The following is a 24,592-nucleotide window of genomic DNA, read 5'->3' as shown; positions in this document are numbered from 1 at the left end:
TTTTTCCTTCAGCATTTAGCCGAATACATATAATCATTCGTATAAACAAAAGATTTAAGAATAATTGCACTTTTCCGAGTGGTATAGTATATTTTATTTTAGCAATTGGTAAAAGTCAACAGTACGAGGAAATATATCCATTAGCCTTTTTTGGACCAATATGATGATTTGGCAGGTGTCTTTTGATGAATTCATTACTGCAAGTGCAACACTTATCGGTATCTTTTGAACAAGAAGAACAGGAATTTCAAGCTGTACAAAATATCAGCTTTTCACTTAATAAAGGAGAAACCTTAGGAATTGTCGGTGAATCAGGCAGTGGTAAAAGCGTCACTGCACGTTCAATCATGCAGCTGTTACCAGTGAGCGCCAGACGAAAGAACGGAACGGTTCTCTTTAACGGAAAAGATATTGGGAAATACTCAGAAAAAGAAATGGAGGTCATTCGTGGACGCGATATCGGAATGATATTCCAAGATCCAATGACATCTTTGAATCCGACCATGAAAATCGGAGATCAGATTGCAGAAGGATTAATAAAACACGAAAATCTATCCGATAAACAAGCCAAAAACCAAGCGCTCGATATGTTGGAATTGGTCGGTATTAAGGACAGCGAAATTCGCTATGAACAGTATCCTCATGAATTTTCTGGGGGAATGAGACAGCGGGTAATGATTGCAATAGCATTGGCATGCCGACCGTCTTTGCTAATAGCAGATGAACCTACAACTGCTCTTGACGTCACCATTCAGGCGCAAATCCTTAATCTAATGAAGAAGATGCAAGAAAAGTTCGGAACTTCAATCATTTTAATCACGCATGACTTTGGTGTAGTAGCTGGAATGTGCGACCGAGTAGCCGTCATGCAAAACGGGGAAATTGTAGAGACTGGTTCGACAGAGAAAATCTTTACCTCACCCACTCACCCTTATACAAAGAAGTTACTTCATGCACTTCCGAAACTAAATGAAAAGAAGAAATTGAAACCGGTACCTAATATAATCAGAAATACTGAAGATGTCCCGTTGCTGGAAGTGCGCAATCTTAAGCAATACTTCGATATTGGCAAAGGCAATACAATAAAAGCAGTAGATGATATTTCTTTCAGTATTAAAGCTGGGGAAACATTAGGAATCGTCGGCGAATCAGGAAGCGGTAAATCCACTACCGGACGCTCAATCCTTCAATTACATACCCCTACCGGAGGGGATATTCTTTTTAAAGGTATGGCGCTAAACGACTTTTCTCCTAATGAAATGCTCATCATGCGGCGTCATATGCAAATGATCTTTCAAGATCCTTATGCTTCTCTCAATCCAAGGATGCGGGTATTGGATATCATAGGTGAAGCACTGGATGTCCATCATCTCGCCACCAATAAATCAAATCGAAAGAAACGGGTTGAGACTTTGCTTGATATGGTTGGTTTGGATCCTGCATTCGCGATGAGATATCCGCATGAATTCTCTGGAGGGCAAAGACAACGAATCGGTATCGCCAGGGCATTAGCAGTCGACCCTGCCTTCATCGTGTGTGACGAGCCATTATCAGCCCTCGATGTCTCCATCCAAGCACAGATCGTTGAATTGATGGAAGATTTGCAACAACGTCTCGGTCTCACCTACCTGTTCATCGCTCATGATCTTTCCATGGTTAAACACATTAGCGATAGGGTAGCCGTCATGTATAAAGGAAAAATAGTAGAGTTGGCCGAAAGTGAAGAATTATATTCTAACCCTCAGCATGATTACACAAAATCGTTATTGGCCTCGATCCCTATCCCGGATCCAAAGATTGAAACACAAAAAAGAAAAAATGATGGATCAATTAAAACAGAGAAAAAAGAGTATAATGTTGAAAACACAAAACTAGTGGAAGTGTCTGCCGGACACTGGGTTGCCATTTAGCCTTAATCATTGGTTTGAAAACTTAAAGAGGCATCCAAGATCCTGAATGCCTCTTTCCACTTCTTTGTTTTTTACATAACCAGCTCTTCCACAACTGGATACACAAACTGGAAATTTTGCTCGTCTGGCAGTATATAGTAAGTATAATCAATGTTGATCTGTCTAAACTCTTCTTTCATATACTCACAGAAAAAACTTATGTTTCGGACTTAACAGACCTCAATTAAAAGTTACAACTTAACAATACTTTGATCTTTGATTGATTTATAACAAGCTTCAATTATTTTCATATTTTGCACGGTATCCAATGGCGTATATGCTGGGGTTTGATCGTTAAGTATACATTCTGCAAAATGATCCACTTGCATCATATATTGATCACACATAATCACTTCTTTTCGGGTCTCCCCTCCGCTTTTAACCAATAATTCCCCTTGATGTCCAACAAGATCTGGACGATAAGCATTTCTGCATATAATCTCTCCTAGAGTGCCAACCACGCGGTATTCATTTCGATTAGTCATTTCAAAACTGCAATCAAACATCGCTCGCACACCATTATCCATCGTCATATGCGCTGTGGTAGTTAAGTCTACATCATAAGGATTATTCAGATCTGCAAAGCCCATTATTTCTATTGGTTCAGCTCCTAAAATATGCCTGATAGCATGGATATTATAACAGCCAACGTCATATAGGGCCCCTCCCCCTTTTTCCGAAGATAAACGAATATTATCCTCATCATCACTTAATAAAAACGAATGACTGGCATACATATACTTTACCTCGCCTATTTCTCCCGTTTTAATAATATCTTTTACACGTTTATGTTGGGCATGAAATTGGTACATGAACGCTTCCATCATTTTCACACCATAACGCTCACACGCATTCATCATTTCAATTGTTTCTGCCTCTGTCAAAGCAGCTGGCTTCTCAACCAACACATGTTTACCAGCTTTTGCTGCTTCCATTGTCCATTTTGCATGCAAATGATTTGGTAATGGAATATAAACAGCTTGTATTTCAGGATCCGCTAATAATTCTTCGTATGAATCATACGTCCTCGGAATCTCCAAGCTTGCAGCCACATCTTTAGCCTTTTGACTTTGGCTGGCAATCGCTGTTGCCTCTCCATGGACAGAACGTTTAATGGCGGGAATCACTTGAGTTTGCCCAATATCTGCCGTACTTAAAATACCCCATTTTATTTTTGGCATTCTTATTTCTCCTTTCCAAAGTCCTAAAAAAACGGATCATTACAATGATCCGTTTCTTAGAAGTTACTTCTATTATAGATAATAATGTACATATTTGGCAATTTTCATCAGTATTTTATCTTTCATTTTAAGGTTATCAAAATAATCTAATTTAATTTCCTTTGAATCCCCGAGATCTACATCTAATTGTTTTTGAACCGTTTGACTAAATGGTGATGATTTCATAAATAAAGTCATTTCATCATTCAACCTAAATGAACGTGAATCGATGTTGACTGTTCCAGTCATTAATCTTTCATAATCTACTAGGACAACCTTCCCATGGAAAATTCCTTTATCATATTGGTATACCTTCATTCCGTTTTCGAGTGCTTCTCTGACAAAAGGATACGCAGCCTGGGTTAACATTAATCCATCTGAATGTTTGGGCCACATGATGATAACCTCCACATCACGTTTTCTTGCCCGTTTTAAAGCATCCATAAAATCACGATTATCTGGAATAAAATAGGGGGTCGCAATGATAATTTGTTTTTTTGCCGCATCGAATTCTTGAATAAAATCCTCAACCAAGCCAAATCCACTTGAATATACCTTCAAATAATGATTGGTTTCTCCTTTTTCCAAGTCAACCTTATGTATGGGTGGAGAGTTACCTGTATTTACCTTCCAATCCTCGCAAAATTGTTGTTCAAAGTCCTGAACACCCTCACCTGTCATACGGATCTGATAATCATGCCATGTATTCTTTGTATATTTTTGTGCTACATTAAGTCCGCCTGTGTATCCGATTTTCCCATCTATCACAGCTATTCGACGATGATTTCTATGCTGGATGGAGTACCAAATATGAGGAAAATGAGGATCATTGCTATAGGTTATATGCACCCCTGCTTTTCTCAGTTCATCAAACCAATCATTCTTACCCTTTAAAGAGCCTGCTCGGTCTACCGAATAATAAACTTCGACTCCTTGATTCGCCTTTTTCTTCAATAAATCGAAAAATTTTTCGCTTGCTTCACCGCTACCAATTGAAAAATAATGAATATACACATATTCCTTAGCCTCTAAAATATCTTTTGAAAACTGAGGATAAAAAGTTTTCCAATCCGTGTACAATCCAAAATTACTGTTACGAATTGGATAGGTATGAGGTTGGCTACCTGCTTCCGCCGCTTCTCTTCCCGCTTTAATATCATAATTCACCCATACTAAAAGCAAGCCTATAAAGGTACTAAACAGTAAAAGACCGTTAATGAAATATATAATTATTTTTTTCAGCATCCTGACTGTCCTTTGAATGGAAGACAAATTACATCTTCCTTTTTGCTTAGTATGTGTAAATGAATCCATATTATTAAATAAGTAAAAAAGCCACACATCACACCTTTTTAATAAAGGAGTAATGTATGGCTTTCTAAAATTAGCAGCTATGGCTGTGAGAATTATTTTTTACTTTTGAGCCAGTTTCCCCACGTAACAAATCACCATTAGTTGCTTTAATGATTTCATCTGTCACTGTATTTGAGATGACATTAGCTACCATCTGCAGAAGATCATTAACTTCCATCTGCGATTGTTTGAATTCCTGGACAATCGGAATTTCATCCAATTCACGTTCTACCTTCGCTAATTTTTCCTCTGTCTTTTTAAAGGCTTCTGTCTTTCCATAATGTTGGAAGTTGACCGATTGCTTTTGTAACCCCTTGATTACTGACATTAACTCAGCTACATTTTTATTTTCATTGATTTGTGCTTCCGCTCGTTTAAAGAAATCAACTTCATTAGTCGTTGAGATCATTTTAGCCAAGTCTTTTGCTTTGTCAATAATTTGTTCTTTCGTGTAGTTCCCCATTTTTAAACTCCCACCTCTACCTCATTTGTTTCTTCCACATACTCACCATCAAGTGACCATGTTTTAGCATTTGTAATTTTTACTTTTACAATTTTACCGATAACAGATTTTGGAGCTCTAAAGTTAACCAATTTATTTTTAGTTGTATAACCCGCCAGTACATCCGGATTATTTTTACTTTCCCCTTCAACTAAAACATCGAGAATTTGGCCTTTATATAATTGATTCTTTTTGTTGGCTGTTTCGTTTACCAGTGCATTCAAGCGTTGAAGACGCTCTTTTTTGACTTCCATCGGAACATTATCCTTCATTTTTGCGGCTGGTGTACCTTCACGCGGAGAATAAATAAATGTATAAGCCAAGTCATATCCAACTTCTTGATAAAGAGACATCGTTTCTTCAAACTGTTCGTCCGTTTCATTCGGATAGCCAACTATAATATCAGTTGTCAGTGTGACGTTAGGGATTGCTTCCTTGATTTTACGAACCAATTCCAAGTATTGTTCACGAGTGTATTTACGAGCCATGATTTTTAAGACATCATTATTACCGGATTGAACAGGCAAATGGATATGATCCATCATGTTTCCGCCCTTAGCCAGAACTTCAATCAAATGATCATCAAAATCACGAGGGTGACTTGTCGTGAAGCGCACACGCGGGATATCGATTTTACGAATTTCTTCCATTAAATCGCCTAGACGATAGTCGATATCTTCAAAGTCCTTACCGTATGCATTTACATTTTGCCCAAGCAATGTGATTTCCTGATATCCTTGAGCAGCCAGCTGACGAACCTCCTGAATGATATCTTCAGGTCTGCGGCTCCGTTCCTTTCCACGTGTAAATGGAACAATACAGTACGTACAGAACTTATCACAGCCATACATAATATTAACCCAAGCCTTGATGTTTCCTTTTCTTACTTTTGGAAGGTTCTCAATAATATCCCCTTCCTTGGACCAAACCTCAATAACCATTTCTTTGGACATATATGCTTCCATCAGTATTTCCGGTAAACGATGGATATTATGTGTTCCAAATATCATATCTACAAAGGCATGCTTTTGTAAAATTTTATTCACAACAGATTCTTCCTGTGACATACATCCACATACACCAAGCAATAAATCAGGCTTATTTTTTCTCAATGCTTTTAAATGGCCAAGTTCACCGAACACTTTATTTTCAGCATTTTCTCGAATGGCACATGTATTCAATAAAATTACATTGGCATCCTCCACGCTGTCAGTTGGTTCATATCCAAGAGCTAAAAAGATACCGGACATAACTTCAGTATCATGCTCATTCATTTGGCAACCGTACGTACGGATATAAAACTTGCGTCCTTCACCCATACCACGGAATTGTTCATTAATATTAAAATCCTTATGATAATTAATCGCTTCTTTTCCGCGTTTCTTAGCATCTTTTAAGGATGGTGGCATGTAAACCGTTTCAAAATACTTGCTATAATCTTTCTCTTGCTTTTTGTCATTTTTAACAGCGGTCGTTGTATCCAATCGTTGCTGCTCGTTCATATAAATCCCCTTCCATGTATCCACACTTATTGATTAAATCTATATATATTATTAAATAGACCAAACCACTCATAAACACAATTATAAAAGCACTAAACTCAAAAATAACAATTACAAACTGTATTGCAATCATTTTTAAAACTATCTTTGTCACATTCATTTAGTATAATGGTTTTGGGCAAATTTCTCAATATGAAGTGTAAAATAGCCTTTTTTGGGATAAACATGCAGATAAAAATACCTGTACAGGCATATATACAATTTTTTTGGTTCTTCCTATTACTTAAGAGCATTTGTCTTTCTAAACAATCCCTAAATCAATCACATATTTCTCCAAAAAAATGTTTGTCTGCGTTATACCAATGTATTCTTTGATATAAGGCAGACAAACATCCTCCAACACTATTCATGTTACTTCGCAAAACCAATATCACTTATTGGCCAAATGCACAGTTTCACTTCACCAATAATTCGATCCATTGGCACAAAACCAAATATCCTGCTATCTTTACTGTACAAGCGATTATCTCCAAGAACAAACATTTGTCCCTTTGGAACTTTTTGTTTACCTGTCAAATTCCTCAATGTAAAATCTTCAGTCAGACGTTCCCTCTCTTGTAAATCCTTCTTAAATTCCACCAGATAAGGTTCATCAACCGCTTTTCCATTGATATATAGAACATCATTCTTCATCTCAACAGTATCTCCTGGAAGACCAATTACACGTTTTACATAACTATCAGATGAATCTGTTGCATGAAATACGACCTCATCAAAACGGTTAATCGTTGTCATTTTACTTAAGATAACCCGATTTCCATCCTCGAGACTGGGAAGCATAGATTCTCCCCTCACTGTAGTTGGCGTAAAAACAAACTGACGCATTAAAGTCACAATAACAATTGCCAATACGACAGATTTAAACACTGACATAGCTTCTTTTCCTATATTTATTTTATCATTCATAAACCGTACTCCTTTAACCTAATTCATGTACACCCGCTCTGTTCTCTTCTTCATTCATTCCCTTACAAAGAAAAATACAAACGTGTTGGATGTATAAGACGTACAATGTCAATGAGCTAACAAGCCTTTATGTTCTATCATTCTTAATGAATTTTCTGTACCACTTAAAGACTGTTGGAGAATAGCAAAAAAACAGATAGCGCAATAGGACAATTACATAGAAAAAAGAATAAAGCCATCTGAATAGGATTACCTAGTGAATCAATGACAAGTTTCCCCCCACTGCTTTTTCTTCATTTTGTTCATTAAAACTACTTTCAGAGATATCGACCCTAAAGGTTACTCATCCTAAACAAGCGAGAATCCTTTTAAATACTATTTGTAATTTTCAAATATTTGGTTTTGGGATATAGTTATACTATTAATAAAAAGGAGTTGTGGATATGACCGCGCATATGACAGTAGATGTTTTGTTAACCAACAAATAATCTGAGGGAGTGTATCTCCGACTGCACCCCTTATTAAAGGGAGAAAAACATGAAACAATTTTTTGATAACTATTTATCAGGTAAAACAGTTTTATTGAAACAAATGGAACCACATCATTTTGAGCGCTTTGCTGAAATTGAAAATGAAAATAGTACACTATTACTTGCAAATGATGATATTCCATTTCCATTAACAGCTGAAGATCACACAAATTTTTTCAAAACGATTAGTGGGAAAAAAGAAGAGTTTATGTTTGGTATTTTTGAGAAAGAATCAAATGAACTTATTGGATCATGTGGTGTATTCGCAATTAACTGGAAGAATAGCACGTGTTTTGTTGGGATATCCATTGGCAACGAGTGGCACAATAAAGGCTTTGGCACAGATGCTATGAATACATTAATTTCTTTTGTTTTTAATTACATCCATATCCATAAAATCAAACTTCAGGTGTTCAGTTTTAATACCAATGCTATCCGCTCTTACGAAAAATGCTATTTTAGTAAGGAGGGTACATTACGAAATGAAATCTTCAGATTTGGGTCATTCCATGATGTACATGTATATGGTTTACTGAGAGAAGAATGGAACAAGCGACAGACTAACTAACTAAAAAAAGCATTAATTCACGTTCTTCATGAATTAATGCTTTTCTGTATTACTATTAACTTGTTAATTAGAGATATCTGAAGTTCCCTCTAAGTAGCCTATTATTTTAAATAACTATTTTCGAAAGACCATTCATACAGTTTATTTAATAATCCCCAGCTCTTTACCAGCCTTTTCAAATGCATTTAATGCTTTAGCCAGCTCCTCTTTGGAATGTTCTGCTGTTACAATGGTCCTGACACGTGCATGACCCTTTGCAACAGTTGGGAATGCAATCCCCTGAGCAAATACACCATATTCCATTAATTTATTAGACAGCTTATTTGTCAAAGCCTCATCCCCAACGATAATGGGAGTGATCGGTGTTTCGCTTTTTCCGGTATTAAAGCCCATAAATTCTAGTCCTTCTTTGAAAAACTTTGTATTCTCCCACAAACGCTCAATTAATTCCGGTTCTTCCAATAATACATCAATTGCTTCTATATTAGCCATTGTCACTGCAGGCGGGTGTGATGTACTAAATAAGAAAGGTCTGCCTTTATGAATTAAATAATCAACCAATGTACGGCTGCTTGCCACATATCCTCCAAGAACCCCTATAGCCTTGCTTAACGTACCTACCTGAATATGAACACGTCCATCCAAACCGAAGTGATTGACGGTTCCACGCCCATTTTGGCCAAGTACTCCTGAGGCATGCGCATCATCGACCATAATAAGTGCATCATATTTTTCTGCTAACTCCACAATCTCGGGTAGCGGTGCGATATTGCCATCCATGGAAAAGACACCATCTGTTACAACTAAGCGTTTACGATAGGATTGAGTCTCTTTCAGGACATCCTCCAAGCTGTTCATATCGACATGCTTATAAACACGGCGTGTAGCTTTTGTTAGTCTTATTCCATCGATTATGGAAGCATGGTTTAATTCATCCGATATAACCACATCTTCCTGTGTAAGAATCGCGGATAGAACTCCTTGATTCGTTGTAAATCCAGATTGAAATACTAAAGCCGCTTCCGTATGTTTAAATTTCGCCAACTTCTCTTCTAACTCTATATGCATATCCATGGTACCGGCAATTGTACGTACCGAACCTGTTCCCACTCCATATTCTTCAATGGCATCAAGCGCTGCATCCTTTAAACGAGGATGTGAAGTCAATCCAAGATAGTTGTTAGATGATAATTGAATCAAATTTTCCCCATTAATCTTAACTTTTGTACCTTGTTCTGATTCCAGAGGAATTAATGGATGGAACAAACCTGTTCCTTTCATTTCGTCTAATTCTGTTTGCAAGTATTCAAACCCCTTCAAATCGCTTCCTCCTCATCCAATTGTTTACCTTATATTCCTTCTATTCCCTATATTTTTGCATTATATCAATAGTATTGAATAAATTTATTACTCTTCCTCATTCAGCACCCTTTTACGGCAGTAATATCACTTTTCCACACTCACCTTTGATCATAAGGTCAAAGCCTTTTTCATACTCTTCTAAAGGGAAGTGATGGGTGATTAATGGTTTAACATCAACCTGCCCTGATTCCAGCAATCGGGAAACCTGCTGCCACGTTTTAAACATTTGTCTCCCTGTAATTCCTTGAACGGTTATCCCCTTAAAAACGATATCATCAGTAATATTGAGAGGCACAGGCTTAGAGGGTAAGCTTAAAATAGAAAACCTGCCTCCATTCGTAATCATTTTAAATCCTTGATCGATGGCTATAGGATGACCACTCATTTCACAAACAATATCAACCCCATTGCCACCCGTTAAATCATAAACTGCCTGAACAGGATCTGTCTTCGATGAATTAATCATCACAGTAGCGCCCAATTTACCCGCTAGCTCTAAACGGTAATCATTAAGATCTAACGCAATGACCTGTGAAGCCCCAGCTGCTTTTGCCACTCCCACTGCCATAATACCAATTGGACCGCAACCGATAATAGCGACCGTTTTCCCGACTACTTCACCTGACAATACGGTGTGGACCGCATTCCCCATAGGCTCCTGTATAGAAGCTACATCTATAGGCATATCTACAGGATTTTTCCAAAGATTAGATGCCGGTAAAGCTACATATTCAGCAAAACACCCCTGTGTATCAACCCCAATTATCTTTGTGTTTTTACATATATGATATTGTCCCGTCATACATTGAGGGCAGATTCCACAAACTAAATGTGTCTCAGCGGAAACATAATCACCTATCTGGAAATCCTGTACTTTATTTCCCACTTCAACAATCTCTCCTGAGAATTCATGCCCAAATGCATAAGGAGGATTAACCCTATGTTGAGACCATTCATCCCAAGTATAAATATGGACATCCGTCCCGCATATGGACGTCGCCTTTACTTTAATCAACACTTCATCCTCTTTGATAGAAGGAATATCAATCAATTGGAGTTCTGCTCCATAACCTCTTTTATGTTTTACAACCGCTTTCATTTTTCCATCCACCGTATACACACTCCTGTCTAAAAAAACCTGGTTTATACCAAAATTTTAAATTTTTAACTTAATTATGTAAATAGGCTATTCCTCGTATGGCGGACAGTTGATTATAAGAAGAATATTTTTTTAAAAAAGTATACTAAAGTGAATATTTTTTCCGGACTAAGACAACCTACATTGTCATCTAAGAATGAATCCCCATGTATAAGTCGTTATCAAAGGTATCTGCTAATCATAATAAAAACCCCTGATATATCAAGGGGTTCATTCTTCAAGAGATTTCTCCATGAATACTTACCTCACATTACATAAAAATAATACCGACCGATTACTCGGCCGGTGTTTATTCAATTACATAAATTCTGCTGTCAATTTATCAAAATGTTCCTGAGTCAATTTCAAATCAGCAGAAGATAAAGGTTTTTCAGCATACCCCTGAATTAATTCCTGATAGGAAGGCTGAGCAGTATTTTGATAAATTAAGCCGGTAACTAAGCCTTTATGCTCCATTAACGTCTGCATCGCTGCTTCTTTATTGGATGGATCGTAACCTTCAATTGTTGAAAGCTTTGTTAAATTACCCTTGAACCAATCATACGTATTCACTTTATTATAGGTCACGCATGGACTGAAAACATTAATTAAAGAAAAACCTTTATGACGAATACCTGCTTCAATCAATGCTGTCAAATCTTTTAAGTCGCTGGAAAAGCTTTGCGCCACAAAAGTCGCACCAACTGACAAGGCCATTTCCATTGGAGATATCGCCTGTTCAATCGAACCTCCAGGCGTAGATTTCGTCTTAAAGCCGGCTGCAGAGCGCGGTGATGTCTGACCCTTCGTTAAACCGTATATTTGATTGTCCATAACAATATAGGTGATATCAATATTTCTCCTAATCGCATGTACTGTATGACCCATGCCAATTGCAAATCCATCACCATCTCCACCTGAGGCAAGGACGGTTAAATCACGATTCGCCATTTTGACACCCTGTGCGATTGGTAAAGAACGGCCATGTATACTGTGAAACCCATAGGATTGGATATAACCGGAAATACGGCCTGAACAGCCTATTCCGGAAATCACAGCAAGTTGATCCGGTTCCAGACCTACATTAGCTGCTGCCCTCTGGATAGCGGCCTGAACAGAGAAGTCACCACAGCCGGGACACCAGTTTGGTTTTACATTATTTCTAAAGTCTTTAAATGTAGCCATTTAAACCAACTCCCTGCATTTTGTATACACTTCGTACGGCAAAAATGGATTGCCGTCATATTTTAAAAGCTTCGTAATCTTCTCGGCATGGCCAATATTCATTTTCAGAATGTTGGCAAGTTGTCCTGTTGCATTATTCTCGATAACAACTACCTTTTTCGCATCCTGAACATAGGGCAGTAACTCATGGGCAGGGAATGGATGAAGAAGCCTTACATGTACATGGTTGACTTTAATCCCGTCATCAGCCAGGTTTTTCATCGTCTCTTCAATGACACCTCTAGTAGAAATAAATCCGACCAATAGCAAGTCTGGATTCTCATGGACAGCATTTATATGGATTGGATCTTTAAATCTTACAGACTCGATTTTGCGCATTCGTTTATCCATTTGAGCTACACGATTGGAAGCAACCTCTGAGGGTTTTCCCGTCTCATCATGTTCAACGCCTGTAACATGATGGATTCCATTTTTCATTCCTGGAAGAGGTCTTCGTGATATCCCGTCTTCCGTTACAGCATATCTCTTAAAATAACTTTTATCAGTAGGCTCAGGTAACTCCTCAGAAATTAATTTACCTCTCCTAATCTCAACCCTGCTAAAATCTAAAGGCTCAACGGTTTGTTTACCCAATGATAATTGTAAATCGGAAAGGATAATCACCGGAACCTGATATTCTTCAGCTAAATTAAAAGCTTCTACTGTATCGTAGAATGCTTCCTCCACTGTACTTGGTGCAAGAACGATTTTTGGAATTTCACCATGAGTTCCATAAATCATTGCCATCAAATCGGATTGTTCCTGTTTTGTAGGCATACCTGTCGAAGGGCCTCCACGTTGTGTGTCGACAATTACAAGCGGAGTTTCTGTAATACCCGACAATCCAATTGCCTCCATCATTAGCGATAAACCTGGACCAGCTGAAGCTGTTAAACTGCGTACACCTGCATAATTTGCGCCAATTGCCATCGTACAAGCAGCAATCTCATCTTCTGTCTGTATGACGGCTCCTCCAAACTTTGGCAGTTGCTTAATTAAATACTCCATTATCTCAGAGGCAGGCGTAATCGGATAGGCAGCCATAAAGCGAGTTCCACCAGCCAGAGCACCCATGGCAATCGCATCATTACCAATCATGAATAAACGTTTTTTTCCATCAGCTTCTACTAGCTGCAACACTCCAGCCTTGTTACCCATTTGTTCCATTAAAAAGTCATAGCCAGCTTGAATCGCTTCTAAATTCTTTTCAACGACAGCGGCTCCTTTTCTTCCAAATATTTCCTCAACCACTTCTGAAAATACCTGAATATTTAAACCAAGCACAGCACTAGAAGCGCCGATAGCTACCATGTTCTTCATCAAAGATGTCCCAAGCTGAGAGGCTATTTCTGTAAATGGGACGGAATAGAGTACTGCTTCGGTATCTAAAGGAGCTTTGGGATCAAACTTGGTGTCGGCCAAAATAATACCGTCTTTATGTAATTCTTTATAATTCACATCAATGGTTTCTTGGTCAAATGCCACTAACACATCCAAATCGTCGGCTATTGATCGAACCTGTGTTGTGCTTACTCGAATTTTATTATTTGTATGGCCCCCTTTAATACGGGAAGAAAAATGGCGATACCCATACAAGTAATATCCCAGACGATTTAATGCAATAGAAAAAATTTCTCCAGTACTTTCTATGCCTTCACCTTGCTGCCCTCCAACTTTCCATGAAAGTTGTTTATTCATTTCCTTTACACCCCTTCGATTCCCTTATATGAAATATTGGTTTTTCATGTCAGCTATAAAACTATTAACAATAATTTTATTATTTACTAGAATATACCATTATGTCTACAATATTAAGCTTAAGTTTCTAAAAAAACCATAAATAAAGAAATAGCGTATTCAATTCAACCCCTATTGGCCATATCTTGATGCAAAATTATCAAATAAGAAGTGACGGACATCCTCTTCCTTATAATACTTCAGCAGCTCGTTAACCAGATTACTATATTGTTCCACTCTGCTGAGAGAATGTACGCTTGTTGTCGTCCCATCAAAGTCAGATCCAAATCCTACATGACGGGCACCTCCAAGTGAACAAACATGTTCCAGATGCCTCAATACATCAGTCAAGTTTGCCTGATTGGTACCTGTTAAAAATTCAGGGACAAATGTAAGTCCCATAACCGATTTTTTTTGAATTAATGCTTTAATTTGTTCATCACTCAAATTTCTTGGATGATCAACTAGCGATCGGCAATTTGAGTGAGAAGCAATTGGTCTGCTATGTATTTCCATGCAATCCCAAAATGCTCTCTCCGATAAATGAGATACATCACACCAGTTGTTCGTAACATTCAACAATTCAACTACCTTTTTCCCAAAGGCGGTTAGACCGGCAGCGCGTTTTTCCAATGCACCATCAGCGACCAGATTAGCCCAGTTCCATGTCAACCCTACCACTGTAACACCAAGCCTCAGTAATAGCTTCAACTTCAACATGTCGTCGCCAATACAGTCACAACCCTCCAACATGAGAATCGCACCTGTCTCTCCCTCTTTAAGCCTGCCAATATCCTTATACTTTCGAATGAATTTTAACTTCCCTGTGCCAATTATTTGGTCATAAAAAATATCCACCATGGCAAGAGCTGCATCAAAGCGGATAGAAGGATGTACATTTTCCGGTATATAAATAGCGAAAACTTGTACTTGTATATTAGCTGCTTTCAAACCAAGATTTGTTACCTCTAGCTCCCTGCTATGATAAAAGTCCAATTTTGGATTAAGAAACAGCTTCATTAACACATCACAATGTGCATCAAATATTCTCATTTAAGCTAATCCCCCATGTTATGTTAGCTTCGGTTAACAAAAAGGAGCATCCTCCCGGTCGGAGAATACGCCTACCGATCCCTTATCAGAGTCAGCTCCAGTTTTACTGCAGTTTCATTTCACCGTGGTTCTATAATTAGTTTTATGGCGGTACGTTCCTCACCATCAATTAAGATATCTGTAAAAGCAGGAATGCATATAAGATCCATCCCGCTGGGTGCGACGAATCCTCTTGCAATCGCTACGGCTTTTACTGCTTGGTTTAATGCACCTGCACCTATTGCCTGGATTTCTGCTGCTCCTCTTTCTCTAAGTACTCCAGCCAGCGCTCCAGCCACAGAGTTGGGATTAGATTTTGCTGAAACCTTTAATATTTCCATTTCTGGTCCTCCTCATCTTATTCCAAGACATGTCCCCTAGTGAGTATGTTTTTTCTGTTAACTATATTCATAATGAACAAAAGATATACCATACAAAAAAGCCAACCCCTATAGGTTGGCTCCTCGCAATCGTTTTTAATAAAAGAATGGATGATCTTCATTAATTAAAATTCTCTCAGTTTTTTTCGCTTTGCCCGTTTTAGGATCTAAATCAATAATTAAACCACTAAGTACAGCTCTTCCCTCTTTTGGTACTTCAAATCTCACAGGCAGGCTTGTTAAGAATTTCTTGATGACAGCATCGCGTTCCATTCCTAGAATACCATCATAAGGCCCTGTCATTCCTACGTCAGACATGTAAGCAGTTCCTTTAGGCAGAATTCGGTTATCAGCTGTTTGGACATGTGTATGGGTCCCAACTACCGCTGACACTCGTCCATCCAGATACCATCCCATTGCCTGTTTTTCACTGGTTGCTTCAGCATGCATGTCAACAAATATAAATGGCGTTCGCTTACTGGCCTCTTCTACCAATTTATCTGCACATAAAAATGGATCATCAAGCGCAGGCATAAAGGTTCTGCCCTGCAGGTTAATAACAGCCAATTCAAACTGATTCATCTTAACAAAGGAAAGTCCCGTGCCCGGTGTTCCCTCCGGAAAATTCCCAGGGCGCACCAGATATTTTGCTTCTCCTATAAATTCAAAAATATCACGATTGTCCCAGGAATGATTACCAAGTGTAATGATATTAGCTCCGTACTCAAGTAATTCTTTATAAATTTTTTGGGTAATCCCTCTTCCAGCTGCAGCATTTTCTCCATTAATGATGACAAACTGCGGTCTATATTTTTCCTTTAACTTCCCTAAATATTCTTTCACCATTGCTCTTCCAGGTGATCCAACAATATCCCCTATAAATAATAACCTCATTTTCGCTTTCCTTTCTTTGAAACTAGGCCAAGATTATCTTTGGTATAGTTTAACTTTTTTGTTTAAAAAAGTTTCGATCTCCAAAAAAATAAAGCGGTGAGGAACACCGCTTTATTTTGCATATTCAACTGCTCTGGTCTCACGAATAACCGTCACTTTAATATGTCCCGGATAGTCCAGTTCATCTTCAATACGTTTTCTAATATCTCTGGCTAATCGGTGTGCCTCTAAATCATCAATACTTTCAGGCTTAACAATAATACGAACTTCTCGTCCTGCCTGGATTGCAAATGATTTTTCAACACCTTCATAGGATTCAGAAATATCCTCAAGTTTTTCAAGGCGACGAATATAGTTTTCAAGCGTTTCACTTCTAGCTCCAGGTCTAGCTGCAGATAATGCATCAGCAGCTGCTACCAGAATGGCAATTATAGATTTTGGTTCGGCGTCTCCATGGTGAGAAGCAATACTATTAATGACAACAGGATGTTCCTTGTACTTCGTAGCAAGTTCCACTCCTATTTCCACATGGCTTCCTTCTACTTCATGGTCAATCGCTTTACCGATATCATGCAATAGTCCAGCGCGCTTTGCCAATGTAATATCTTGACCAAGTTCTGCTGCCATCAAGCCGGATAAATAAGCTACTTCCATCGAATGTTTAAGCACATTCTGACCATAGCTTGTACGGTATCTTAAGCGGCCAAGAATTTTTATTAAATCTGGGTGTAAGCCATGAACCCCAACTTCAAATGTTGTTTGCTCACCGATTTCACGGATATGCTCATCGACTTCCCTTCTTGCTTTATCAACCATTTCTTCAATACGAGCCGGATGGATACGGCCATCCTGAACAAGCTTTTCAAGGGCAAGTCTTGCAGTTTCACGTCTAATTGGATCAAATCCAGATAAAATGACAGCTTCAGGTGTATCATCAATAATTAAATCGATTCCCGTCAACGTTTCAAGTGTTCGAATATTACGTCCTTCTCGACCGATAATTCGACCTTTCATTTCATCATTTGGAAGATTAACAACAGAAACGGTCGTTTCGGCCACATGATCTGCTGCACAACGTTGAATCGCAAGTGACAAGATTTCACGTGCCTTTTTGTCTGCTTCTTCCTTCGCTCGGTTATCGCTCTCTTTCATCATGATTGCAATATCATGTGATAGCTCTTTCTCAACACGATCAAGGATAATGGCTTTTGCTTCTTCTCTAGTCAGGCTAGAAATACGTTCAAGTTCAGAACTTTGAGCTTGAATTATCTCGTCCACTTTGCTTTCCATCTGTTCAATATGCTGTTGTCTTTGGTTCAGAGAATCTTCTTTCTTCTCCAATAAAGCCTCACGTTTATCTTGAGAGTCTGCTTTACGGTCCAGATTCTCTTCTTTTTGTAGAATTCGATTTTCCTGTCTCTGTAATTCAGTTCGTCGATCACGAACTTCCTTTTCAGCATCAGTCCGAAGCTTATGAATCTCATCCTTTGCTTCAAGAAGGGATTCCTTTTTCAAGGCGTCCGCTTCACGCTTTGCGTCCTCAATAATTTTTTCAGCTGCGTTCGTTGCGCCGGATATTTTAGATTCAGCTATAGATCTTCTTAACAAATAGCCAACAACTGCACCAACAATTAGGCCAAGCAAAATGGAGATGATAGCGATTGGATCCATCATTACACCTCCTCTTGCTATTAACTTTTTTAATCTCTTTTACTACATTGTTTTCAATTCTGGCATGTACATCATCTAAAAATATACAGCACAATCGCTTTTAGGCATGTCATAAAAAAAGATATTAATACATTTCTATTGTAAAGTTATGAAAATTTGTTGTCAAGAGCAAGTCCTGACGCTCTTTTAATCGTTTTTAGAAAATACAGACAGATATACAATTTTCGTGACCCTATCCACCTAGGTCATAGTTTCTAATAATACTCTCCACTTTAAGACAGCCGCTTCCCATTAAGTTGAGTAAAAGTACAAAAGCCGAAGAAATTATTTGTTTTTCGCATCTTTTCTAATAAAGTTATAGATTTTTCTCAAACAACACTTACTGATTGATCATACTCTGCCAGTCACTATACTACCTAAATATTATTTCTTTCATGATTCTCTTCAGAAACAGCTAAATTTATAATAAAACACACCCTGAGGCCCACCTATAGAAAGAGCAAACCCATAATCAGGTTTGCCCATTACAAACTACTTATTCAGGTAAATCAAATTTATCCATTTCCTCTGCTGCTTCAACCACTTTCGCTTCACCGTTTAATCCATAGGCTGAGCGGATTTTAATGGAAATTTCATCCCGAACATCTGGATTTTCTTTTAAGAAGAGCTTCGCATTCTCTCTTCCCTGTCCTAAGCGATCTCCATTATATGAGTACCAAGACCCACTCTTTTCAATAATATCCAATTCAGAACCAATGTCGATGATTTCTCCTTCTTTGGAAATACCCTCACCATACATAATATCAAGTTCTGCCACTTTGAAAGGTGGAGCCACTTTATTTTTAACAACCTTTACTTTAGTCCTGTTCCCTACAATATCATTTCCCTGTTTCAGTTGTTCTGCACGTCTTACTTCAAGGCGAACCGTAGAATAGAACTTAAGAGCACGACCACCTGGAGTTGTTTCTGGGTTACCAAACATAACACCAATCTTCTCACGGATTTGGTTGATAAAGATTGCTATGGTGTTAGATTTATTAATGGATCCAGAAAGTTTACGAAGAGCCTGAGACATTAAACGGGCTTGTAGACCCATATGAGAATCTCCCATTTCACCTTCAATCTCAGCTTTTGGTACTAAAGCAGCCACTGAGTCAACAACGATAATATCAATTGCACCACTTCGTACAAGCGCCTCAGCAATTTCCAATGCCTGTTCACCTGTATCTGGTTGGGAAAGTAATAATTCATCTATATTTACGCCAAGCTTTTGTGCATATGCCGGATCTAAAGCATGTTCTGCATCAATAAATGCTGCTTGTCCACCCTGTGCCTGTACTTCAGCAATTGCATGTAAAGCTACTGTCGTTTTACCGGAACTCTCCGGTCCATAAATCTCAATTATTCTACCTCTTGGATATCCACCCACACCGAGGGCTGAATCAAGAGCAAGCGAACCACTTGGAATGGTAGAAACCTTTCTGTCTGCTCTTTCCCCCAGCTTCATTACTGAACCTTTACCAAATTGCTTTTCAATTTGTTTTAGCGCCATATCGAGCGCAGCTTGACGTTCACTCACAGTTTATTTCCTCCCCATATCTATATAAAAACATTACATGTATAATTTAGAACTTATTTATACTATACCTCATCTGTCCCCATTTAACAAGTAAAAAAGCGAACGTTTATTCGTATTGTTTTAATGGTAATTTTGCTAATAAATTTAAAGAAACTCTCTAGCAAACAGAATGCTTTTAGCAGTAATTAAAGTAAAACTAAAATTATCTCAATTTTATAAACAATAGAAATCCCCAACCATATAAGTTGGGGTTTTCTATTATGCATATAACTCTCTCAACTTTCGGATAAGAAAATGACAGCCATACTTCATGCTTCTTACCCGATTAACCTCACGCATACCGCCTAAGTCCAATCTCTTTGCGTACGTTTTCTGACCGGAAATGGCTATACCGATATAAACAGTCCCTACCGGATGACCTTCCAATTCATCTGGTCCAGCTACTCCAGTAAAACTAATCCCAATATCAGATTGGAGCATGGCTTTAATATTATCAGCCATTTCCATAGCACATTGCTCACTGACAACTCCATATTGGTCGATGGTTGATTGTTCGACCTTCAAAAGCTTTTCCTTTGCTTCATTGGTATAAACAACAATACCGCCCTTAAGGATTAAACCGGCTCCCTGTATATCCGTCATTTTTTCCTGAAACATTCCGCCGGTTAAGCTTTCTGCTGCCGATATTGTAAGCTCATTTTCTTTTAAAAGATTGATAAGTTCAGTCATAATAGTCGCATCATCATATCCGTAAAAATATTCTCCCACACGCGAAAGAATTTTTTCTTCTGTCTCTTTTAATAGTTTGTCAGCTTCTTCAATAGATTCATGTTTAGCTGTAATACGAAGAGTTACCTCTCCATCTGAGGCAAGAGGCGCTATTGTCGGATTACTTTGCTGATCCAGTAAATCTTCTATTTCTGTTTCAAGCTGTGATTCCCCAATACCAAAGAAACGGAGGACTCGGGAATCTATACGCTCCACTCTGTCCATTAATCTCAAAAGATAAGGAACTGCAAAATTTTGATGCATTGGCTGCATTTCACTTGGAGGACCTGGTAATAAAATGTGAAGAATATCCCCATGAGACACAACCATTCCGGGAGCCATTCCATTTTGATTAGGGAATACTTCCGATCCTCCAATAACCAATGCTTGCTTCCGGTTGTTTTCTGTCATCACCCGTTTTATTTTCTTGAAATATTCTTCAATATTTTCCATAGCTTTTTGGTCTGTTATTAATGTTTTACCTATATGGGCAGCTACAACTTCTTTTGTTATATCATCCTTTGTTGGTCCCAACCCACCAGTGTATATTATGAGATTTGCTCGGGATTCTGCAATTTCAATAGCCTTTTTTAATCGTACAGGATTATCCCCAACTACTGTATGGTAATATACGTTAATACCTATCTCTGCCAGGCTTTTTGATATAAACTGAGCATTGGTATTTGCAATCTGTCCAAGTAATAACTCAGAGCCTACCGCTATTAATTCTGCATTCATTCTGTCACCCGCCATTTAACAAGTTATATTTAGAATGATACCCTTATTTAGAATTTAAAAACGCATGTTTATTCTTAGCAAAGTAATCCCAGCCAGACCATAGAGTAAAGAATAAGGCTACGTAAAGAGCTATATCAGCAAACGGGAAATTAATCCACGCAAATGGTAGATTATGCAATAGTAATGCAGCTATAGCTATGATTTGAGTCCATGTTTTAATTTTACCCAATTGATTCGCTGCAACCACTTCACCTTCACCGGCTAGAACCAGGCGAAGACCTGTTACCGCAAATTCACGGCTGATAATTAAAATAACAATCCAAGCAGGGGCCAACTCGTATCCTACAAGGATAATTAATGCTGCAGATACAAGAAGTTTATCTGCCAACGGATCAAGAAACTTTCCAAGGGTTGTGACCAGATTATGTTTTCTAGCATAATATCCATCAATCCAATCAGTAGTGGAAGCAATGATAAAAATGATAGCTCCAACAAAATGAGAGATAGGCAACTCCACATCGTTAATCACCCACGTTCCCCAATCAATGGATGGAAGCATGATAATCATAAACACAGGGATCATGCAAATTCTGGAAATCGTTATCTTGTTCGGTAAATTCACTTGATGTTCCTCACTTTACTTTTAAATTTTATTTATAAAAGGATAGACGAGAGAAGGCCATCCATTGATGACCTTCCAATCTTACTCCTTCGTGTAATCAATCGTTATGTTTTGAACAATCAGTTCACTTTCATACTCCAGTTTTTCATCATTAACAAAAATTTCAGTGTCTGGAGTTTTCCCTATATTCATGACTATTTGATTATCATCTGAAAGATCAAAATCCTGGCTTTCTCCATTTTGAATCACCCCATTGAAGAGATTTTCTCCCTTGGAGTTTTTAACAGATACCCATGTCTCGCCGGTAGATTTTACTGATACCTTAAATTCATCTGTATTACTTAATTCATATGTTGTATTTTTTCCATTCGCGGAGGTCACTTTCAGCTCAGCAGAACCTGCTTCTTCCGGCTCTTTAGATTCTTCCTCAGCATTCTCTGGATTACTTTCTTCTTCTGTTTCCGTTTCTTCTTTCTCATTGGTGTTTTCTTCTTGGTTTGTGGATTCACCCTGCTCAAGTCTTACAGGGTCACCGTTTTGATTAACTGTCCCTGTGTCATCATTATTACCAATGGCTTTTGCTACAAAGTAATAAATAATAGCCACTACTGCAACAAGGAACACAGCTATCAAAATTTTAGGAAGTACTTCCATCCACTTTGAATGCTGTACTGGCAATGTTTTTTTCGATTGCACTCTAGATAATTTTTGAGGAATCTCCTCCTGCTGAACTGCCGCAGGAATATCCGTTTGATGCTCCGCAAAAAGCTGTTCAGGATCTAATCCAACTGCTTCAGCATATTGTTTAATAAACGCTCTGACATAGAATTTGCCCGGCATCATTTCATAATTGCCTTCTTCTATACCAACAAGATAACGCTTTTGTATTTTGGTTATCTGTTGAAGGTCATCCAGGGTTAATCCTTTAGACTCTCTGGCTTCCTTTAATACTTTACCTAATTCCGTCATATAAACACCTTCTAATCACTAAAAATCAAACGATCCAAATTCGGATCCTCCAAATAAAGAGGACTGTTGGTCTACTGCTTCATATGTGATCTCTTCGTTCGGGTCATTACGTAGTTCAATAATATAATCAAAATCGTTCATTGTATACTCTGAATTTTGTACAAACACATCAGGATGTTCAACAACTTTAATTGAATCAAGTCTCATGATCTCACGCACAAGCTGCCAATGCCTTTCATTGGCTCTGCGAGTTGAAACAATCCCATCCAGAATAAATAAGTTATCTTCATTGTATTCATCTTCAATTAATTGATTTCGAACGGTTTGTTTTAATAAGGTGGAAGATACAAATAACCACCGCTTATTCGCACAAACACTTGCAGCAACAATCGATTCAGTTTTACCAACCCGGGGCATACCCCTGATTCCAATTAGTTTATGGCCTTCCTGTTTAAAAAGCTCGGCCATAAAATCAACTAGAAGCCCAAGATCTTCTCTTACAAATCGGAATGTTTTTCGATCATCTGCATCTCTTTGTATATAACGACCATGTCTGACTGCTAACCGATCTCTTAATTTCGGCTCTCTAAGTTTAGTTACTTTTATCGTATCCATTGTTTGCAGAATTGATTCCAGGCGTTCAATTTGACGATTATCCTTCGCCAAGAGAAGCATACCTCTTCTCCCCTCATCCACACCATTGATGGTTACGATATTTATGGAGAGCATTCCTAGCAAAGAAGAAATATCCCCTAACAAACCGGGACGGTTAATTTTAATTTCATATTCAAAATACCATTCCTTCTTGTCCATACCGTTCCCCCTAAGAGAAATATTTGACAAATTCCTTCAATATTTTCCCTATATCCTATCATATCTGATTTACTGACGAGTGGAAAGCAAAATACATAGTGTAGCATTAAATACTTATGTATTCCATCCGCCATTCACACTGATAATCTGCCCTGTTATATAACTGGAGTCTTCTGAGAGGACAAAGGAAACAACTCCAGAGATATCCTTCGGATGCCCCAGCCGCCCCATTGGGATTTCTTCTTCCAATTCTCTAAGCTCTTCAGAATCGAATCGATTGAGCATAGGTGTGGAAATTGCACCGGGTGATATAGCATTTACACGGATTCCGGAAGGTGCAAGCTCCTTCGCAAGTGCCTTGATAAAAGAATTCTGTCCACCTTTTACCATTGAATAAAGAACTTCACAGGAAGCACCCACTTCTCCCCAAATAGAAGTAATGGCAATGATACTGCCATCTTTTTTTTGTATTAACTTAGGAACTAGTCCTTTAGTCAATAAAAAGGGAGATGTAATATGTAATGAAACCATCTGTTTGGCTCGGTCATCGGTTATATCTGTTATTAAACCAAAATGACTGTCACCGCTATTTAGTATTATCGTATCAATTTGATTAATTTCGTCAATTATAACTTGATGTCCGCCATCTTTACTTAGATCAGCCTGAATTACTTTCACCTGTATTTGAAATGGTTTTAACTGATCTAAAAGCGAATTAATTCCGCTAAGATTACGGTTATAATGGAGATATAGATTCCAGCCCTCTGCAGCCAAACGTAATGCAATTGCTTGACCAATTCCTCCACTAGCACCCGTAATGAGTGCATATTTTCCATTCATAATAAAAACCCCTTGCCGTAAATAACACTTACAATACTTTTCATTATAAAGCTTGAAGATGAAAAGTAAAACCACCAATTGAAAATAGTCAATTGTTTCTAATATAAGCTTCTTTAATCCTACCAAATAGTTATCGTAAACCAGTGAATCAGTTAAGCTGGTTAATTGTCCGTTT

The 24,592-nt window shown here is 38.1% G+C and carries 21 protein-coding genes; 2 read left to right on the top strand and 19 right to left on the bottom strand.

Features of this window, described 5'->3' with window-relative positions; translation table 11 throughout:
• The first annotated feature begins 185 nt into the window (after positions 1-185).
• A complete protein-coding gene (locus tag AC4G3O_RS09720; RefSeq protein WP_066100223.1) occupies positions 186-1,910 on the top strand; it encodes an ABC transporter ATP-binding protein in 1,725 nt (574 codons plus the stop codon).
• Between the two features lie 230 nt (positions 1,911-2,140).
• Here the strand turns inward: AC4G3O_RS09720 and AC4G3O_RS09715 are convergent, their stop codons facing one another.
• The 5 genes from AC4G3O_RS09715 to lepB form a co-directional block, all read right to left on the bottom strand.
• Positions 2,141-3,130, bottom strand: coding sequence for a Gfo/Idh/MocA family protein (locus tag AC4G3O_RS09715; protein WP_066100226.1), 990 nt, complete (start codon positions 3,128-3,130; stop codon positions 2,141-2,143).
• 72 nt (positions 3,131-3,202) lie between these two features.
• Complete coding sequence (locus tag AC4G3O_RS09710) at positions 3,203-4,414, bottom strand: phospholipase D-like domain-containing protein (protein ID WP_187393412.1); 1,212 nt, start codon at positions 4,412-4,414, stop codon at positions 3,203-3,205.
• 139 nt (positions 4,415-4,553) lie between these two features.
• Complete coding sequence (locus AC4G3O_RS09705) at positions 4,554-4,985, bottom strand: YlbF/YmcA family competence regulator (RefSeq protein ID WP_066100229.1); 432 nt, start codon at positions 4,983-4,985, stop codon at positions 4,554-4,556.
• A gap of 2 nt (positions 4,986-4,987) precedes the next feature.
• On the bottom strand, positions 4,988-6,526 hold the full coding sequence (gene miaB, locus AC4G3O_RS09700) for a tRNA (N6-isopentenyl adenosine(37)-C2)-methylthiotransferase MiaB (RefSeq protein WP_139891208.1): 1,539 nt from the start codon (positions 6,524-6,526) through the stop codon (positions 4,988-4,990).
• Positions 6,527-6,937: 411 nt separating this feature from the next.
• On the bottom strand, positions 6,938-7,492 hold the full coding sequence (gene lepB / locus AC4G3O_RS09695; RefSeq protein ID WP_491136099.1) for a signal peptidase I: 555 nt from the start codon (positions 7,490-7,492) through the stop codon (positions 6,938-6,940).
• A 537-nt stretch (positions 7,493-8,029) separates the two neighbouring features.
• Between lepB and AC4G3O_RS09690 the strand changes: the two genes are divergently transcribed.
• Entirely contained in the window at positions 8,030-8,590 is a 561-nt protein-coding gene (locus tag AC4G3O_RS09690) for a GNAT family N-acetyltransferase (RefSeq protein WP_066100238.1), read from the top strand.
• Between the two features lie 141 nt (positions 8,591-8,731).
• On the opposite strand, the gene AC4G3O_RS09685 is transcribed toward AC4G3O_RS09690, so the two are convergent.
• From AC4G3O_RS09685 to ymfI, 14 genes are all read right to left on the bottom strand, one after another.
• A complete protein-coding gene (locus AC4G3O_RS09685; protein WP_066100241.1) occupies positions 8,732-9,910 on the bottom strand; it encodes a glycine C-acetyltransferase in 1,179 nt (392 codons plus the stop codon).
• Positions 9,911-10,022: 112 nt separating this feature from the next.
• A complete protein-coding gene (gene tdh / locus AC4G3O_RS09680) occupies positions 10,023-11,063 on the bottom strand; it encodes an L-threonine 3-dehydrogenase (protein ID WP_148629585.1) in 1,041 nt (346 codons plus the stop codon).
• Positions 11,064-11,408: 345 nt separating this feature from the next.
• Complete coding sequence (locus AC4G3O_RS09675; RefSeq protein ID WP_066100243.1) at positions 11,409-12,275, bottom strand: 2-oxoacid:ferredoxin oxidoreductase subunit beta; 867 nt, start codon at positions 12,273-12,275, stop codon at positions 11,409-11,411.
• Complete coding sequence (locus AC4G3O_RS09670) at positions 12,276-14,012, bottom strand: 2-oxoacid:acceptor oxidoreductase subunit alpha (protein WP_139891211.1); 1,737 nt, start codon at positions 14,010-14,012, stop codon at positions 12,276-12,278.
• Between the two features lie 171 nt (positions 14,013-14,183).
• Positions 14,184-15,104: a dipeptidase gene (locus AC4G3O_RS09665; RefSeq protein WP_066100249.1), complete on the bottom strand. Its 921-nt coding sequence runs from the start codon at positions 15,102-15,104 to the stop codon at positions 14,184-14,186.
• Between the two features lie 119 nt (positions 15,105-15,223).
• Positions 15,224-15,484, bottom strand: coding sequence for a stage V sporulation protein SpoVS (spoVS, locus tag AC4G3O_RS09660; RefSeq protein WP_066100252.1), 261 nt, complete (start codon positions 15,482-15,484; stop codon positions 15,224-15,226).
• Between the two features lie 135 nt (positions 15,485-15,619).
• A complete protein-coding gene (locus tag AC4G3O_RS09655; protein WP_066100255.1) occupies positions 15,620-16,417 on the bottom strand; it encodes a TIGR00282 family metallophosphoesterase in 798 nt (265 codons plus the stop codon).
• Between the two features lie 111 nt (positions 16,418-16,528).
• Complete coding sequence (gene rny / locus AC4G3O_RS09650; protein ID WP_066100258.1) at positions 16,529-18,088, bottom strand: ribonuclease Y; 1,560 nt, start codon at positions 18,086-18,088, stop codon at positions 16,529-16,531.
• A gap of 535 nt (positions 18,089-18,623) precedes the next feature.
• Positions 18,624-19,667: a recombinase RecA gene (recA, locus tag AC4G3O_RS09645; protein ID WP_066100261.1), complete on the bottom strand. Its 1,044-nt coding sequence runs from the start codon at positions 19,665-19,667 to the stop codon at positions 18,624-18,626.
• A gap of 258 nt (positions 19,668-19,925) precedes the next feature.
• Positions 19,926-21,173, bottom strand: coding sequence for a competence/damage-inducible protein A (locus tag AC4G3O_RS09640; RefSeq protein WP_066100267.1), 1,248 nt, complete (start codon positions 21,171-21,173; stop codon positions 19,926-19,928).
• Between the two features lie 43 nt (positions 21,174-21,216).
• Entirely contained in the window at positions 21,217-21,795 is a 579-nt protein-coding gene (pgsA, locus tag AC4G3O_RS09635; protein ID WP_066100270.1) for a CDP-diacylglycerol--glycerol-3-phosphate 3-phosphatidyltransferase, read from the bottom strand.
• An 81-nt stretch (positions 21,796-21,876) separates the two neighbouring features.
• Positions 21,877-22,764 carry a helix-turn-helix domain-containing protein gene (locus tag AC4G3O_RS09630; RefSeq protein ID WP_140461289.1) on the bottom strand — a complete coding sequence of 296 codons (888 nt, stop codon included), beginning with the start codon at positions 22,762-22,764 and terminating at the stop codon, positions 21,877-21,879.
• Positions 22,765-22,782: 18 nt separating this feature from the next.
• Positions 22,783-23,577: a DUF3388 domain-containing protein gene (locus AC4G3O_RS09625; protein WP_066100277.1), complete on the bottom strand. Its 795-nt coding sequence runs from the start codon at positions 23,575-23,577 to the stop codon at positions 22,783-22,785.
• A gap of 114 nt (positions 23,578-23,691) precedes the next feature.
• Positions 23,692-24,417: an elongation factor P 5-aminopentanone reductase gene (gene ymfI, locus AC4G3O_RS09620; RefSeq protein ID WP_066100280.1), complete on the bottom strand. Its 726-nt coding sequence runs from the start codon at positions 24,415-24,417 to the stop codon at positions 23,692-23,694.
• Positions 24,418-24,592 lie beyond the last annotated feature (175 nt).

It is taken from the genome of Bacillus sp. z14 (2026) (assembly GCF_058313575.1).
The sequence above is the reverse complement of the archived record's forward strand: the minus strand, read 5'-3'. Positions and strand labels throughout refer to the sequence as shown.

Bases quoted from the DNA above. Each gene is read 5' to 3' on its own strand.
- AC4G3O_RS09720 (WP_066100223.1), top strand. From the start codon at position 186: ATGAATTCATTACTGCAAGTGCAACACTTATCGGTATCTTTTGAACAA.
- AC4G3O_RS09715 (WP_066100226.1), bottom strand. From the start codon at position 3,130: ATGCCAAAAATAAAATGGGGTATTTTAAGTACGGCAGATATTGGGCAA.
- AC4G3O_RS09710 (WP_187393412.1), bottom strand. From the start codon at position 4,414: ATGCTGAAAAAAATAATTATATATTTCATTAACGGTCTTTTACTGTTT.
- AC4G3O_RS09705 (WP_066100229.1), bottom strand. From the start codon at position 4,985: ATGGGGAACTACACGAAAGAACAAATTATTGACAAAGCAAAAGACTTG.
- miaB (WP_139891208.1), bottom strand. From the start codon at position 6,526: ATGAACGAGCAGCAACGATTGGATACAACGACCGCTGTTAAAAATGAC.
- lepB (WP_491136099.1), bottom strand. From the start codon at position 7,492: ATGAATGATAAAATAAATATAGGAAAAGAAGCTATGTCAGTGTTTAAA.
- AC4G3O_RS09690 (WP_066100238.1), top strand. From the start codon at position 8,030: ATGAAACAATTTTTTGATAACTATTTATCAGGTAAAACAGTTTTATTG.
- AC4G3O_RS09675 (WP_066100243.1), bottom strand. From the start codon at position 12,275: ATGGCTACATTTAAAGACTTTAGAAATAATGTAAAACCAAACTGGTGT.
- AC4G3O_RS09670 (WP_139891211.1), bottom strand. From the start codon at position 14,012: ATGAATAAACAACTTTCATGGAAAGTTGGAGGGCAGCAAGGTGAAGGC.
- AC4G3O_RS09665 (WP_066100249.1), bottom strand. From the start codon at position 15,104: ATGAGAATATTTGATGCACATTGTGATGTGTTAATGAAGCTGTTTCTT.
- spoVS (WP_066100252.1), bottom strand. From the start codon at position 15,484: ATGGAAATATTAAAGGTTTCAGCAAAATCTAATCCCAACTCTGTGGCT.
- AC4G3O_RS09655 (WP_066100255.1), bottom strand. From the start codon at position 16,417: ATGAGGTTATTATTTATAGGGGATATTGTTGGATCACCTGGAAGAGCA.
- rny (WP_066100258.1), bottom strand. From the start codon at position 18,088: ATGGATCCAATCGCTATCATCTCCATTTTGCTTGGCCTAATTGTTGGT.
- AC4G3O_RS09640 (WP_066100267.1), bottom strand. From the start codon at position 21,173: ATGAATGCAGAATTAATAGCGGTAGGCTCTGAGTTATTACTTGGACAG.
- AC4G3O_RS09630 (WP_140461289.1), bottom strand. From the start codon at position 22,764: ATGACGGAATTAGGTAAAGTATTAAAGGAAGCCAGAGAGTCTAAAGGA.
- AC4G3O_RS09625 (WP_066100277.1), bottom strand. From the start codon at position 23,577: ATGGACAAGAAGGAATGGTATTTTGAATATGAAATTAAAATTAACCGT.
- ymfI (WP_066100280.1), bottom strand. From the start codon at position 24,417: ATGAATGGAAAATATGCACTCATTACGGGTGCTAGTGGAGGAATTGGT.